Genomic DNA, 15,340 nt, shown 5'->3' with positions numbered 1-15,340 from the left:
AAAACTTTGACAAAGTTCCCGCATTTTATTTTTATTTATCCCACGACATTTTAAATTTCGCGTCTTCCATTCTGTGTCCTTTTTCATCATCCGAAACGGCAAAGTTGAAACCAGATCTCAAACTGTAACCTGCGTGTTCACCGTTTTTATTTAAGGCGATAAAACCAACCTGCAGATATTCCATGTCTTTGTGGTTTTTGTGTTTGTTGTAAATACGCTCTGTGATTTCTTTGCAGGCATCATAAGGCGATTTTCCCTGACGCATTAATTCGACCACCATTGCACTTCCGGCAGTTCTAATTACGGCTTCACCCAAACCTGTTGCGGCTGCGGCGCCTACTTCGTTATCCAGGAAAAGACCCGCGCCGATTATTGGGGAGTCACCGACGCGTCCGTGCATTTTCCAGGCTGCACCACTCGTTGTACAGCCACCAGAAAGGTTTCCATCCTGGTCTAACATTAGCATGCTTATAGTATCGTGGTTTTCTATATTAATAACTGGTTTGTATTTTGAATCTTCCAGCCATTTTTTCCAGTCTTTTTCAGATTCCGGAGTTAGTAAATTTTCTTCTTTAAATCCTTCTGATAAAGCAAATTGTAAAGCCCCTTGTCCGGCCAGCATTACGTGTGGCGTATTTTCTAAAACTCTTTTTGCTACAGAAATTGGATGCATAATGCCTTGTAAAAAGCAAACCGAACCACAATTACTGTTATGGTCCATAATACAAGCATCCAGCGTTACTTTTCCTTCACGATCCGGATATCCGCCGTAACCTACGCTTCGCACATTTGGATCGGCTTCAGGAATTTTCATTCCGGCTTCAATTGCTTCTAAAGGTGATTTTCCTGCTTTTAGCTGTTTCCAGGTTTCCTGATTGGCAGGCAAACCGTGATTCCAGGTTGAAATTACAACCGGTTTTTTAACTTTTTTTGAAGGAAATTCTAATGCTCCTTCTTTTTCATTTTCTTTCTCTTTTGCAAATCCGTTAAAACCAATTGAACTTACGGCTGCTGCGCCTAAAGCTGCTTTTTTGATAAAATCTCTTCTATTTGACATGCTGGTTACTTTTAGAAAATATTATTTTAAACTTGCTTTTGTTTCTTTGATTGTCTTTAAATTACTTTCAGACAATGCATTTCCGTCGAAAAATGAAACTCCTACTGCTCCATTTTCTTTTGCTAATAAAATAGCTTCTTTCAGTTCTTTATCGTTTTTCAATCCCGGAATATAAATTCCTGTATTGATTTTCGTTTTCTTATCTTCTAAATCGGCAACACCTTGTTTGGTAGCATAACCCACCCAGTCAATTTCTTCATTATAAAAACTGTGGTAAATCATTGGATATACTTGATCGATATTCCATTTATCCCAACGCTGGCGCACCATGTGATCTGCCATTTCAGGATAAGGAAATACGGCTGCAGTTAATTGTTTGTTGTGTTTGTGTGCAATTTTATAAGCATCATCAACAACAGCTTTTATGGCGTTTAAACGGAAGTTTTTCCACTCCATATCGATAGAAGTGTTGTGGCTTTCTTTTGGATTTTTATGGTGGATTTTTTCGAATGCTTTTACACATTCATCACAATAACAAAAATCAAATTGCGGTAATTCTACGTCCTGAACCAAGTTGTATTTTGGCAGTAAACTAATTGGTAAAAAGATGTCCGGAAAACGAATATAATCTAAATGAACGCTTTCAATTCCTTCTACTTTTGCCAGTTCTTCTACTAAATGTAAAACGTGTTCTCTGGATTCTTTTCGGGTTGGACATAACCATTGGTAATAATCAACATACGGACGATTATCGAAGCAGGATTTTCCTTCTTTACTTACCTGATACCAGTCTGGATGCTGTAAAGCAACTGAATCGTTTGGGCGGTTCATTGCCATAATCCAGGCGTGAACTTTTAAACCTTCTTTTGTGGCAAGCGGCACTAATCTTTTTAATAACTCAGGATCTGTTGTTGTATTGATTAATACTTCGTCGATTCCTCCATCTTTGTATTTTTTGAATTCTTTAGTATAATCTTCGTCTGATTTTTTGGCGTCTGCGGTTGTCCAGACAGCAAATTTAAATGTGGTTTCTTCTTTTTTGGCACACGAAAAAATGCTGAGTGTCAGTAAAAAAAGTAATAGTTTTGGTAGTTTCATAGTGGTTATTTTGTTATTATTTTTCCATCCTGTCTTATCACAAATGTTTGGTTTGAGAAAAGACTTTTAACAGAAATATTATATCCGCTGGAATGGTTTTCTAAGATAGGCTTTAAAACTTTATTATCAATGCTGATAACATCTTTTGTTAGATTTGTTAAGGATTTTGCCCAGCTTTTGTTCTTTTGAAAATATTCTTTTTGGGCTCTGTATAAATTATAAAGTTCCCATTTTACTTTCTCGTCCTGCGGAATTGTAAAGGTATCTTTTCCTTCTTTTGAAGAAAAATAAACATAACCCCATTTTTCCGGTTCATGCATATTGATTACGCCCATTGGCGACCAAACCCAATTGTATTCCGGCAGAAATTTTCCGTCAGTGTCTTTTTTGCGTTCGTATTTTCCATCGACAATAGAATGCTGCCAATTTACTCTTGAAAAATTGACTCTCCAGAATTTATCGGCTGGTACGTTTTGATCGAAATAAGAGGTTTTGTGAGCCGCCCACGGAATCGCCATTTCTAAAACCCAGCCCTGATCAATATCATTCGGGTTATTAAGTGTTCCCTGAACTTTAACTGCTGATTTTAAACCTGTAAGATTCCAGTCGTTTAAAACCACAAGATCATTTTCTCTGTAAGGTTTTGATAAAAATAGATCCCAAGCAGTGTTCAAGGCGTTTATTTCTAATTCGTAATAGTTAAAAGTGTCGCTGTCGGGATCTATAAAAACTTCGAAGTCATTGTTGTAAAAAATTATGGTATCACGCTGTTTTAAATTGGCCCAAACGTGCGGTTCTTCAATCTTTGCTAAAATATAAAAATTGGTTTCGTCCCAGAGCATTTTAACTTTTGTTGCGTACTTGGGTTTAATGCCATTTTCTATATCTTCAAAAAGATCTGTCCACTCTGCTTTGCTCCATGAAGGATCAGATTCATCTCCGTCAATTGCAATTGGAGTTACCGTTTTTGAAGCGACGTATGTTCTAGGAATAATGGTATTTTTCTTCGATTGAGAAAATCCCATAATCGAAAAAGAAACCAAAACAACTGTTAACCATTGAATTTTTAAACGCATGCTTTTTCTATAAACTGTTATCTTTTGTAAACTGAACTACTTCACTTAATTTACCAAATGCAATGGCTACAGCGGTATCTGCAGCACCATAGTAAACGGCTAGTTTATCTTCTTCTGTATCGTGTAAAGCGGCACATGGGAAAACTACATTTGGCACATCTCCTACCATTTCATAAAGTTCTGCCGGACCTAATAAATAAGGCTGTGTTCTGTATTTTACTTTATCTGGTGAATCAACATCTAAAAGTGCAGACCCCATTGCATAACGGAACCCGTTGCAGGTATTGATAACGCCGTGGTAAATCATTAACCAGCCTTCGTTTGTCAAAATCGGGATTGGCCCTGCTCCTACTTTTGTACACTGCCATGCACTGTCTTCAAAAGGAGTTGGTTTCATCACCAATCTGTGCTCTCCCCAGTATTTCATATCCGGACTGTAGCTAATCCAGATGTCTCCAAAAGGTGTATGTCCGTTATCACTTGGACGGCTTAACATGGCGTATTTTCCGTTTATTTTTTGTGGAAATAAAACTCCGTTTCTGTTGAATGGTAAAAAGGCATTTTCGCATTGAAAAAACTCTTTAAAGTCAAAAGTATATCCAATTCCGATAGTTGGCCCGTTGTAACCATTACACCACGTAATCCAGTAACGGTCTTCGATGAAAACCACACGTGGATCGTATTTATAAGCAGATTCGATCATATCTGTATTACCAGACTGCATTACGATTGGTTCGTGGTTAATGTCCCAATCGATTCCGTTTTTACTAAAACCGGCAAAAATATTCATTTGAACCGCTTTGTTATCACATCTGAAAACTCCCGCATAACCATCTCCAAAAGGAACTACAGCACTATTAAAAATACTGTTTGATGACGGTATTGCATATCTGTTGATAATTGGATTTTCAGAATATCTCCACATTACATCTTTACTGTTTTCGGGTCTGTCTTGCCAAGGAATACTGCTCATTTTTTTTATTTTTTTGTTTATTGTTTTTGTTTTATTGTCTCAATCTTGTCATCCTGACGAAGGAAGGATCTTCATAAGTAACTCCACCTAGAAATTCGCCAAACGTTGTCGAGTTTCTTATGTGGTCTTCGACTTCGCTCAGACTGACAAACTTTGGAGAAATTCTCTACTCTAAAATCTTGCTTCTTGTATCTTTTATCTTAATCAGCTATTTTTCTAACCTTATCTAACCAAGTAAACTTCAATATCGTAGTCGTTACTAAAAACACAATCAAAGCTGTAATTGCTTTTGGATAATCTCTGATAATAAAGAATATCGGAAGCAAAATCATACTTGACTGCCATATAATTCCAATTGCGCAATTCATCATATCCAACCAGAAATCATTATTTTTTTCGAAAGTCTGATCTTCAGCTTTTAGTTCTTTATAAACCGGATTCCAAAATCCCCAAGGTCTTACGTTTGAATAAAATGATTTTAAAACTCCCATTTCTGTCGGTTCGCTTAAATAAGTTCCCAAAAGACAACCTAAAATTGAGAATCCAAATATTAATGGGAAAAGATAAATCGCCTGAACTTGTGATAAATCATATAAAAAAGAACCTTCTGCTAAATTCGCTTTGTTCATGCCTAAAATAAATTGAAACGAAGCAATAATTAATCCGGCAAACATTCCCCAGAAATAACCCCAGCCATTAAAACGCCACCAGATCCATTTTAGGAAATTGGCTGCTACGTAACCTCCGTATAAAGCACTTGTAATCCAAAGCGTTAAAGAGTTGATTGAATCTGCAAAGAATCCCATGAAAACACCTAACCCTACTACAAGGAAAGAAGAAATCTGGCTTACTTTAATATAGTGTTGATTTGTAGCAACTGGTTTAAAGTATTTTTTATAAATATCATTTACAATATATGCCGGGCCTGCGTTTACGAAAGCTGAGAATCCAGACATAAAAGCGGCTAATAAACCTGCTAAAAGAATTCCTTTAATTCCAACCGGAATATATAGATTGACCACTTTTGGCATTAATAATTCCAAATCAGCTCCGGTTAAACCTGTGTTTGCGTTTAATTCCGGCGCTAAGTTTACCAACGCAATTACTACGATTCCGGTGATTAATAAATATCTCGGAATGAATAAAATTAAGTTGGTAAAACCACTCATATAAGCTGCTTCTTTTACTGATTTAGTTGAAAGAACTCTTTGTAAATCGTAACTTGGTGTTGGTCCTGCGACACTTGCAAAGAAACCTTTGAACAACGTCATTCCGATGAAAGCGCCAAACATTTTGTAGCCTTCACTATCAATTAAATTATTGAAAGTTTGAAATTTATCGCTCCATTGGGTTTCAAACTGCCATCCGAAGAAAACATTTTTCCATTCTGGCGTAATAATCGAATTAATCTGAATATCGGTATAATTAACAAAAGCATATCCGGCAATTAAAACTCCGGCTACAATCATAATTAAATACTGTACAACTTCTGTAGCAACCACAGAAAACATTCCGCCTTTTACGGTATAAATAGTTGTTAAGAAAATGATTAACAAGGCATAAGAACGCTCAGAAGTCAATAAAATCATATCGCCATAATGAAGCGTTAAATCCCACGGAAGAATAATGGTTACAAATTTTCCGATTCCTTCAAAGAAATAAGCGATAAAACCAATGGTAGAAATAATAGCAAAAATAGCCACAATAATATGCGATGCTTTTCCGGCTTTGTCGCTTCCAAAACGAGTTAAAATCCACTCAGAACCTGTCATTACTTTTGATCTTCTGATCCAGACTGCAAGGAACATCATCACGAAAATCTGATTCCAGATAGGCCAAAGCCACATGAACATAAAGCTTTTTACTCCGTATAGAAAAAGTACCCCAATCATCCAGGAAGTTCCGGAAACATCAAACATTCCAGATCCGTTACTTAGACCTAAAAAATACCATTTGATTGTTTTTCCGCCAAGAAAATAATCATCCAGTCCTTGTTTTGCTTTTCTTGAAATCCAAATTCCGATACTCACTGAGAGCAGAATGTAAGCTACGATTATCGATACGTCAATAATATCCATTAAATATATTTGTTAGTAGGTTAGTTACGTTTTTTGTTTTTATTTATTTTTTTGTTCCCCAGTTTTTATTTGGCTGAGGTCCCATTACAAAATGTAAAACCCCGCCTTTTAAAATCTGTTGATGTGTAATTGCTGTTTGATTGAATTCGACTCCGTTTAATGTTGCCGACTGTATGTAAAAGTTTTTGTCTGAAACATTTTGTGCTTCAATTACAAACGTTTTTCCGCCTTCAAGATTGATGGTTGCTTTCTCGAAAATCGGACTTCCAATTTCGTATTCTCCCGAAGCCGGATTCATTGGGTATAATCCCATTGAGCTGAAAACATACCACGCCGACATTTGTCCGCAGTCTTCGTTTCCGCTTAATCCGTTTGGTGTTGTATTGTATTGTGTATCTAAAATATGACGAACCCAATATTGTGTTCTCCAAGGCTGACCTGCATGGTTGAACATATAGGCAATGTGATGACTTGGCTCATTTCCGTGTGCGTATTGCCCGATTAATCCCGAAATATCTGCCGAAACATTGTTTCCTGTAATCTCTGAACTTTCGGTAAATAATTGTTCTAAACGTTTGGTAAAAGTTTCATTTCCACCGTGAATCGAAATTAGGTTATCAACATTTTGTGGCACGAACCAACTGTGCTGCCATGCATTTCCTTCTGTATAATCAGTGTGTTCTCTATGGTTCGAATGTTTTGGATCGAAAGGCTCATTCCATGATTTTCCATCATCTGATTTTCCTCTCATGAATCCTGTTTTCGGATCAAATAAATATTGATAGGCCTGAGAACGTTTTAAGAAAAATTCGTAATCAGCATTTTTCCCTAACGCTTTCGCCATTTGCGCCACGCACCAATCGTCGTAAGCATATTCTAAGGTAATTGTAACCGATTCGTCTAATAAATTATAAGGTATATAACCGTATTTTTTGTAGAAGTTTAAACCGCGCTCGTCCTGCATCATCGTGGCTTTCATCGCTTCAAAAGCTTTTTCGGCATCAAAACCTTTTATACCTTTTAAATAAGCATCAGTAATTACCGGAATGGAATGGTATCCTGTCATAGTATTGGTCTCATTGGCGTATAAAGTCCAGACCGGTAATATTTTTTTTGTATCGTAATACGCTAACATTGATTTGACAATGTCTGATGTTTTTTCTGGTGCCAGTAAAGTAAGCAGAGGATTTTCGGCTCTAAAAGTATCCCATAGTGATAAGGTCGAATAGGCGGTATAATCTTTTGCTGTAACAATTTGATCATCCTCTTTTCTAAATTGACCGTTTTTATCACTATAGGTTACAGGGGCAACTTGTGCGTGATACATCGCAGTATAAAAAATCGTTTTTAACGAATCTACTGGTGTTTCAACTTTAATTTTGCTCAATGCATTATTCCAAATCGAAGATGCTTCTGATTTTGTATTGTCGAAATTTGCTTTTTCTCCGTCCAGATTATCTTTGGCATTAGCCACACTTACAGATGATAGAGCGACTTTTACAAATAATTCATCTGAATTTTTCGGATCAAAAAATAATTGTGCCGATGTATTTTCTGCTTCAACTTTTTTCGAAGTAACAATTTGTTTATCAGCCGTTAAAACAAATTCTGTGATAGGCTTTGAAAATTTGGCAACAAAAAATACTTTCTGGTTCAATGCCCAGCCTTTACTATATCGGTAACCGCTTATAGTATATTGGTCTTCAATTGTAATTCCTGTTTTTAGGGCTTTGTCCCAGTTTATGGCAAATCCTAAATCAACAACGACTGATTGTTTGTCATTTTTGGTATACGTATATTTATGATACGCTGTTCTTTGTGAAGAAGTTAATTCTACATTGATTTTAGGATCCTTAAGAAAAACCTGGTAAGAGCCCGGTGCTGCTTTTTCGTTAACATGACTGTAAAATGATTTATAAGGTAATTGATCTCTTGAAGTTGTTTTTAATGTTAAATCGACTTTTTTGTTTGTCGGCATAAATAAAATATCTGCCAAATCGCCAATTCCTGTTCCGCTTAAGTGTAAATGACTGAAACCAGACACAATAGAATCTGAATAATGATAGCCTGAACACCAGTCCCAGCTTGAGATTCCGTTATCCGGGCTCACTTGTAACATCCCAAAAGGAACCGTCGCTCCTGGGTATGTATGACCGTGTCCGCCAGTCCCGATAAAAGGATCAACGTGGTTTACAAAAATATTTTCCTGATTATTATTTTTGTATGACTTTATTTTACAACTTGTAGCCAGAATTACAAATAAAGCAGGCACGAGAATTTTCTTCATATAAAACAACCTTAATTTAACTTTAAATTTATATAAACTGACTTTTTATTAAAACTTATTTAGACGGACAACATATAAACTTAGATAAACATCAAAAAAAGTCACAAAACGTACTCATATTATGAATTTCAATTCTAATAAATTATATCGCATACCATTATACTATCATGTAGTTTTTTGGCTGACTTATTTCCTTTTTAATACTTTTAGATGGGGAAGTTATTTTAACGATTACGTGTATTCTCTTAAAACTACTTTGCTTGGTTTTCCAATTCACATGACGTTGTGTTATTTGAATATTCTGGTTTTCATGCCTTATCTGGTTTACCGAAAAAAATATGTTCTTTATGTGCTTGCCGTTTTATCTGCTATTTTTTTAATGGTATTGGTAAAATTCAACCTTACGTATCTGTTAATTACCCATAATGTATGGCCCGAAGGTCCGGAGACTATCAATGAATTAACACTCAATTATACTATTGATATGATGATGGGCGAATTGTATGTAATGACTTTTGTTACGGCAATTAAAATCACTTTAGACTTTTTGAAGGAACAAAAACGTGTTACCGATTTAGAGAAATCACAATTGGAAACAGAATTGCTTTTCCTAAAATCTCAAATCTCTCCGCATTTTTTCTTTAATACCTTAAATAATATTTATTCTTTATCTGTAGAAAAGTCGAATAAAACACCAAAGATTGTTTTAAAACTTTCAGAATTAATGCGTTATATGCTTTATGATACGCAAGGAAAAAAACAGAGTTTAGAAAATGAGATTTTATGTATTCAGAATTATCTTGATTTGGAAAGAATCAGAAATGATGATCGTCTGGAAGTAAACATGGAAGTTTCGGGAGATATTCATGATAAAGAAATTTCTCCGGTGATTTTACTGACTTTTATTGAAAATGCTTTTAAACACGGCGTAAACAAAAACACCGGAAAAGTAAAGATTGATATCAAATTTAAAGTAAAAGATGACTTTTTGCATTTTACTATTTCGAACCCTACGCCAGAAATTACACAGCATGAAGACAATTTTAACAAGTCAAGTGGTATAGGAATTGAAAATGTCAAAAAAAGACTGGAATTAGGTTATAATAAAAGTGACTATAAGCTTTCATTTAAAAATAAAAAGAATATTTTTGTCGTGAAGCTTGTGATAAAAGTAACCTAACCCCAGCTTTTTTTCGTATATAAGTTTACCTGCTAAATTATTTCGCTCAAATAACTAAGATTATAGAAATGAAGATAAATTGTTTGATTATTGATGACGAGCCATTGGCAATCAATGTTATAAAAAACTACTTAGAGCCGCTTGAAAATTTTGAGGTAATAAATACTTTCAGCAATCCGATTGAAGGCCTAAACTTTTTGAAGAACAATACAGTTGATGTTATTTTTCTGGACATTAATATGCCTGTTTTAGACGGAATTAATTTTATTAAAAGTCTAGAAAATCCGCCTTTATTAGTTATTACAAGTGCGTACAGTCAATTTGCATTAGAAACTTACGAATTAGACGTTTTAGATTATCTGGTAAAACCAATCGAATTTCCGAGATTAATGAAAACGCTGAATAAAATCAGCAAAAGGTTAGAAAATAAAACAAATTCCCCACAAGAAAGCAATCCAGACAGTCCGTTCATTTTCGTAAAAATTGACAAAAAGAGAATGAAAAAGATTTTCTTCAACGAAATTTTAGTTATCGAAAGCTTAAAAGATTATTTAAAAATAAACACCACAACTGGAAAATATATAATCCACAGTACTTTATCTGATTTTACAGATTTATTACCTGAAAAAAACTTCCTGAGAATTCACCGTTCATACACTATTGCCATTGATAAAATTGATGCCGTTGAAGGAAACAGCATTGAAATAGAAGGACTTAGATATGTTATTGGAAGATCGTATATCGATCATGTGAAGCAGAGAATTTTGAATTCTTCCATATAGTATTTAACCGCAAAGAGCGCTAAGGTTTACGCAAAGGACGCTAAGTTTATTCATAAGCTTTGCGATTTTTTTTATTAGCTGAGATACAGTTTGTCATTTCGACGAAGGAGAAATCTCCGCAAGAAGCTCTACAAAGATTTGGATTCTCGTTGCGGAGTTACTTGCGCAGATTTCTCCTTCGTCGAAATGACAAGATTGTGTTGAATATTGAGAAAAAACTTTGCGCCTTTCTCCCGAAGCTTCGACTTTGCTCAGGGTGACAAAAAACCACGAACAGTTTTGCGATCTTCGACTTCTTTTATTGATAAAGCTGAGAAAAAAAAACTTTGTGCCCTTTACGAAAAACCTTTGCGCTCTTTGTGTTAAAGACACACGCCACAAATAGAAACAAAAAAATGCAGCCAACCACGGCTGCATTCAAAACTTGGTAACTAACCAAATAAACCACATGAAATAGTTTATTATATTTTAAAGATTTTCCTAGAAAAAATATCTCTTAAAAGCTTCGATTGCTGAGTAATCAGCCAAACCTAAAGCATGATATTTTTCTGCAGTTAATCTGTTTCTGTCTTCTGCTCTAATCCAGAATTCTCGGCTGTCATCGCCCTGGAACATAACACCATCTTTTTGAGATTGGTGGAAGAAAATAGCGTGACGTTTTTTCAGTACCTGATCCGGACTCATCGGAACCGCCATTTCAATTTGGTAAGATTCCCATTCGTGCCAGGCGCCTCTGTACAGCCAAACCCAGCAGTCATCCATAAAACTTTTGTGTTTCAATCTTTTTAAAGCTTCAAATAAACTATCCAGACAAACTTTATGAGTTCCGTGCGGATCTGCTAAATCTCCTGCTGCGTAAATTTGGTGCGGTTTAATTTTTTCGATAAAATCACACATAATCTGAATATCAGCTTCTCCCAGATTGTTTTTCTTAACCGTTCCAGTTTCATAAAACGGAAGATCAAGGAAATTCACATTCGAATCCGGTAAACCTAAATATCTGGTCGCTGCTACAGATTCGCTTCTTCTGATTAAACCTTTCAGTTTTCTCACTTCTAACGAATCAATATCATTGCTTTTTTTGTTTTTCAGGAAGTTGATGATATTCTCAGCTGCTTCAGAATCAGCATTTAATGCTTTGGCAATTTCTGCAAATTTTAAAGCTTCCTGATTTGAAACTGCGATGTTTCCAGAAGTCTGATATGCAATATGAACATCATGCCCCTGCTCTACCAAACGATCAAAAGTTCCTCCCATCGAAATCACATCATCATCAGGATGCGGACTAAAAATGATAATTCTCTTTTTCTCAGGTGTTGCGCGTTCTGGTCTGTACGTGTCATCAGCATTTGGTTTTCCACCCGGCCATCCGGTAATTGTCTGCTGCATTTTGTTGAACATTTTAATATTCAAATCGTATGCAGTTCCTTCTTCTGTTAAAAGACTTGACATTCCGTTGTCGTTGTAATCTTTGTCAGTCAGTTTAAGAAAAGGTTTTTTAGTCAATTCGCATAACCAGACCACAGCTTTCAGTTTCAATTCATCTGTCCAGATTACAGATTTTACTAACCAAGGTGTTTTTACTCTCGTTAATTCTGATGATGCTTCGGTATCTAAAACAAAAGTTGTGTTGTTGTGCTGCTGTAAATACGTTGCCGGAACCCGGGATGAAATTTCACCTTCGATTGTTTTCTTTATAATTTCTGCTTTGCTGATTCCCCATCCAAGAAGTACAATTCTTTTGGCATTTTTTACCGTGCCAATTCCCATTGTAATCGCTTTTTTAGGCACATTATCAATTCCTAAAAATGATGATGCAGCATCAACGCGCGTTAAGTGATCTAATGTAATGCTTCTCGTTCCGGAATTTACGTGAGATCCAGGTTCATTGAAACCAATATGTCCCGTTCTTCCAATTCCAAGAAGCTGAAAATCCAATCCACCGTAAGATTTGATTTTCATTTCATAATCGATACAATATTGCTGAAGGTCTTCATTGCTGATATTTCCGTTAGGAATATTGATATTTTGAGGCAGTATATTTACATGATTAAATAAGTGCTCATGCATAAAGTACCAATAACTTTGAATGTCGTTTTTATCCATCGGATAATACTCATCTAAGTTGAAAGTAACTACATTTGCAAAGCTTAAACCTTCTTCTTTATGAAGACGAACTAATTCTTCATATACTTTTATAGGTGACGATCCTGTTGCCAAACCTAAAACGCAAGGTTCGTTTAACTCTTCTTTTCTCTGAATTATATTGGCTATTTCCTGAGCTACTAAAATCGAAGCTTCTTTAGACGAATCAAAAATTACATTGTGTATCTTTTCAAAACGCGTTTCTTCGAACTTTCCTGCTTCTTTGAAATTTATACTTTCTTTAATCATTTGCCTGTTGTTCTAATTATTTAGTATAAAATTAAATATTACATAATGTAAATAATCAAAAATTCGACTAATAACCTGTTACCTTCGCTATAGGACAAAATTTGAAACTTTAAGCAAAAAGATTATAATTCAAAAGGCAATTATAATGCTTCGGTAACATTTAATTCTGCAATAGAAACGGTCTGTCCCTTTGCTACTGCTGAGGTTGCCACAAAACGAATATATCTTGCCTGAACTTTTTTGAAAGTTTTAACCTGTTCGATCGGGTTGTGTTTTATGTTCGAAAATTCACCTTCAGACTGCAATATCCAGTTTACATTATCAACACTTGTGTAAAACTCATAATTGGAGATTAAATTGAGATTATTACCAACTTGCTGTGGCATATAAGTAAAACCATTCAGCGTTAAAAGACTTCCCAAATCTATAGTTATTTCCTGCGGAAGTTTATTCTGGTCATTACCAAAACTCCAGTCTGTATTTGGATTTCCGTCAATAATTCGGTCAGCCGATTTTAAATCGCCGCTCGAAGCCGAAACAATTTTCCAGTTTTCTTTTGATGCGCCGTATTTTGCTGTTTTTACAGCACTGATTATATTTTCTGCAGCATCAATTGCAACTGCTTTTATGGTCATCGCTTTATTAACCCGAAATACTCCTTTATATAAAGTACTTTTTTTCGTTGGATTTTTTCCGTCAAGCGAATAATAAACCGGATTTCCATTTTCAGATTTAATAGTAACATCGCCGTTTTTATCCCGGCTGATTTCCGGCATACGTACAAAAGTCGGCGCATTGTAAGCCTGAATATTTGAAATAACAATATTTGCTTTTGAATCGGTAATATTAATTCTTAATGCCGATGCTTTAACTCTGTCGATTCTCAAAATTCTCTTGTAACCAATTGTCGTTTCGTTTGCAACGGTTTTCCAGTTTCCATCAACTTTAGCTTCAACATTAAAAGCTTTTACACGCTGCCCAAGTACAATATATTCCTGAAGTAAAACTCGGTCTATGTCAGTTGGTTTTTCAAATTCGAAAGTTATCGAAGCTGTTTTTACATTATGATCGGTTGCCCAATAAGTGTTTTTATTTCCGTCAGAAACATTTTTTGCAGAAAATTCTAAACTATTTCCTCTAACATTATCAGCGGTAATTTTTGTTTTAGATAATAATTCCGTTTTAAAATCAGCTTTTATGGTTGAAACTAATTCTTTTAATCTCGCTTCGTCATTTTCGTGAACTAAACCTCTTTTATCAACCGGAAGATTCAATAATAAAGTCGCATTTCGCCCAATTGATTCATAATAAATATCAACCATTTCATCCAGCGGACGTACTTTATCATCTTCCACCGAATGATAAAACCATCCTGGTCTAATTGAAACATCGGCTTCGCCTGGAACCCATTTTTCACCATCTTCATGCCCCGACATAAATTCGGTATAATGCACTTTTCCGGCCAATTCATCTTTTTGGCGTAAAAGCGACCAGTTTGTTTTTCCGGCACGACCTTCTTCATTTCCAATCCATCTCGCTTCAGAAGGGCCAACTCCCCAAACCAAAGTTTTTGGCGCCAGCTGATAAATCAATTTATAGGTTTCATCCCAATTGTAATATTCAAGCGTATTGATTTTTCGTGTTTCGTTTGCACCGCCATAATAACCGTCGCCGCCGTTTGCACCATCAAACCACATTTCGAAAACGTCGCCGTAATTCGTCAATAATTCTTTTAGCTGATTTCTGAAATACGTAACATATTCGGGTTTGCCATAATCCGCACGGTTTCTGTCCCAGGGCGAAAGATATAATCCTAATTTTAAATTGTACTCTTTGCAGGCTGCAGCCAATTCTTTAACTAAATCTCCGTTTCCGTTTTTCCACGGAGAATTTTTTACAGAACGTTCCGTATATGCCGACGGCCATAAACAAAATCCGTCATGATGTTTCGCAACCAGAATAATTCCTTTCATTCCCGCCACTTTCACAATTCGCGCCCATTGACGAACATCTAAATTTGTGGGGTTAAATAAAGCCGGAGATTCGTCACCGTAACCCCATTCTTTATTGGTAAAAGTATTTAATGAAAAATGCACAAAAGCATAAAATTCCATTTCCTGCCAATCAATTTGTTTTTGAGTAGGAAGCGGGCCAAAAGGTTTTGGAGCATTCGCTAATTCCTGACTTAAACCGCTGGAAATTACACCGAAAAGGCATATGGAAAGAAATATATTTTTCATCGTTGATTTACTTAAAAAGTCTATAAAACATAAATGTACTATAATTTGATTTTTAGTAATCTGTAATTTCGACCAACAACGGGTTTGAATTGTTAATTGTAAGTTGTGAAATGTAAAATGTAAGATGTAAAACTTGACACCTGAAACTTGAAACTTGAAACAACAAAACCTGAAA

At 35.5% G+C, this 15,340-nt stretch carries 10 protein-coding genes; 2 read left to right on the top strand and 8 right to left on the bottom strand.

The features are described from left to right. Positions 1-31 precede the first annotated feature (31 nt). The 6 genes from ABDW27_RS17660 to ABDW27_RS17635 form a co-directional block, all read right to left on the bottom strand. Positions 32-1,057 carry a N(4)-(beta-N-acetylglucosaminyl)-L-asparaginase gene (locus tag ABDW27_RS17660; RefSeq protein ID WP_343697085.1) on the bottom strand — a complete coding sequence of 342 codons (1,026 nt, stop codon included), beginning with the start codon at positions 1,055-1,057 and terminating at the stop codon, positions 32-34. A gap of 21 nt (positions 1,058-1,078) precedes the next feature. Then, positions 1,079-2,155, bottom strand: coding sequence for a putative glycoside hydrolase (locus tag ABDW27_RS17655; RefSeq protein WP_343697084.1), 1,077 nt, complete (start codon positions 2,153-2,155; stop codon positions 1,079-1,081). Positions 2,156-2,160: 5 nt separating this feature from the next. After that, positions 2,161-3,231 (bottom strand): carbohydrate-binding family 9-like protein, encoded by a 1,071-nt coding sequence (locus ABDW27_RS17650; RefSeq protein WP_343697083.1) that lies wholly within the window; start codon positions 3,229-3,231, stop codon positions 2,161-2,163. Between the two features lie 7 nt (positions 3,232-3,238). Beyond that, positions 3,239-4,204, bottom strand: coding sequence for a glycoside hydrolase family 130 protein (locus tag ABDW27_RS17645; protein WP_343697082.1), 966 nt, complete (start codon positions 4,202-4,204; stop codon positions 3,239-3,241). A 200-nt stretch (positions 4,205-4,404) separates the two neighbouring features. Further along, positions 4,405-6,282: a sodium:solute symporter family protein gene (locus ABDW27_RS17640; protein WP_343697081.1), complete on the bottom strand. Its 1,878-nt coding sequence runs from the start codon at positions 6,280-6,282 to the stop codon at positions 4,405-4,407. Between the two features lie 43 nt (positions 6,283-6,325). Next, the gene (locus ABDW27_RS17635) at positions 6,326-8,569 is read right to left on the bottom strand and encodes a GH92 family glycosyl hydrolase (protein WP_343697080.1); all 2,244 of its coding nucleotides are present in this window, start codon (positions 8,567-8,569) and stop codon (positions 6,326-6,328) included. Positions 8,570-8,690: 121 nt separating this feature from the next. Between ABDW27_RS17635 and ABDW27_RS17630 the strand changes: the two genes are divergently transcribed. Beyond that, positions 8,691-9,749, top strand: a complete 1,059-nt coding sequence (locus ABDW27_RS17630) for a histidine kinase (protein ID WP_343697079.1) — start codon at positions 8,691-8,693, stop codon at positions 9,747-9,749. A gap of 68 nt (positions 9,750-9,817) precedes the next feature. Continuing rightward, positions 9,818-10,531 (top strand): LytTR family DNA-binding domain-containing protein, encoded by a 714-nt coding sequence (locus tag ABDW27_RS17625; RefSeq protein ID WP_343697078.1) that lies wholly within the window; start codon positions 9,818-9,820, stop codon positions 10,529-10,531. A 480-nt stretch (positions 10,532-11,011) separates the two neighbouring features. Here ABDW27_RS17625 and nagB read toward each other — a convergent pair whose 3' ends face one another. Together nagB and ABDW27_RS17615 are read right to left on the bottom strand one after the other, a co-directional pair. Further along, positions 11,012-12,925 (bottom strand): glucosamine-6-phosphate deaminase, encoded by a 1,914-nt coding sequence (nagB, locus tag ABDW27_RS17620; RefSeq protein ID WP_343697077.1) that lies wholly within the window; start codon positions 12,923-12,925, stop codon positions 11,012-11,014. A 140-nt stretch (positions 12,926-13,065) separates the two neighbouring features. After that, positions 13,066-15,165, bottom strand: coding sequence for an alpha-L-fucosidase (locus tag ABDW27_RS17615; RefSeq protein WP_343697076.1), 2,100 nt, complete (start codon positions 15,163-15,165; stop codon positions 13,066-13,068). Between the last annotated feature and the right edge of the window lie 175 nt (positions 15,166-15,340).

The sequence above is a fragment of the Flavobacterium sp. genome (assembly GCF_039595935.1).
Lineage (GTDB): Bacteria > Bacteroidota > Bacteroidia > Flavobacteriales > Flavobacteriaceae > Flavobacterium.
The sequence above is the reverse complement of the archived record's forward strand: the minus strand, read 5'-3'. Positions and strand labels throughout refer to the sequence as shown.

What these genes read in the sequence shown, in the direction of transcription:
- ABDW27_RS17660 (WP_343697085.1), bottom strand. Translation starts at nt 1,057, where the DNA reads ATGTCAAATAGAAGAGATTTTATCAAAAAAGCAGCTTTAGGCGCAGCA.
- ABDW27_RS17655 (WP_343697084.1), bottom strand. Translation starts at nt 2,155, where the DNA reads ATGAAACTACCAAAACTATTACTTTTTTTACTGACACTCAGCATTTTT.
- ABDW27_RS17650 (WP_343697083.1), bottom strand. Translation starts at nt 3,231, where the DNA reads ATGCGTTTAAAAATTCAATGGTTAACAGTTGTTTTGGTTTCTTTTTCG.
- ABDW27_RS17645 (WP_343697082.1), bottom strand. Translation starts at nt 4,204, where the DNA reads ATGAGCAGTATTCCTTGGCAAGACAGACCCGAAAACAGTAAAGATGTA.
- ABDW27_RS17640 (WP_343697081.1), bottom strand. Translation starts at nt 6,282, where the DNA reads ATGGATATTATTGACGTATCGATAATCGTAGCTTACATTCTGCTCTCA.
- ABDW27_RS17635 (WP_343697080.1), bottom strand. Translation starts at nt 8,569, where the DNA reads ATGAAGAAAATTCTCGTGCCTGCTTTATTTGTAATTCTGGCTACAAGT.
- ABDW27_RS17630 (WP_343697079.1), top strand. Translation starts at nt 8,691, where the DNA reads ATGAATTTCAATTCTAATAAATTATATCGCATACCATTATACTATCAT.
- ABDW27_RS17625 (WP_343697078.1), top strand. Translation starts at nt 9,818, where the DNA reads ATGAAGATAAATTGTTTGATTATTGATGACGAGCCATTGGCAATCAAT.
- nagB (WP_343697077.1), bottom strand. Translation starts at nt 12,925, where the DNA reads ATGATTAAAGAAAGTATAAATTTCAAAGAAGCAGGAAAGTTCGAAGAA.
- ABDW27_RS17615 (WP_343697076.1), bottom strand. Translation starts at nt 15,165, where the DNA reads ATGAAAAATATATTTCTTTCCATATGCCTTTTCGGTGTAATTTCCAGC.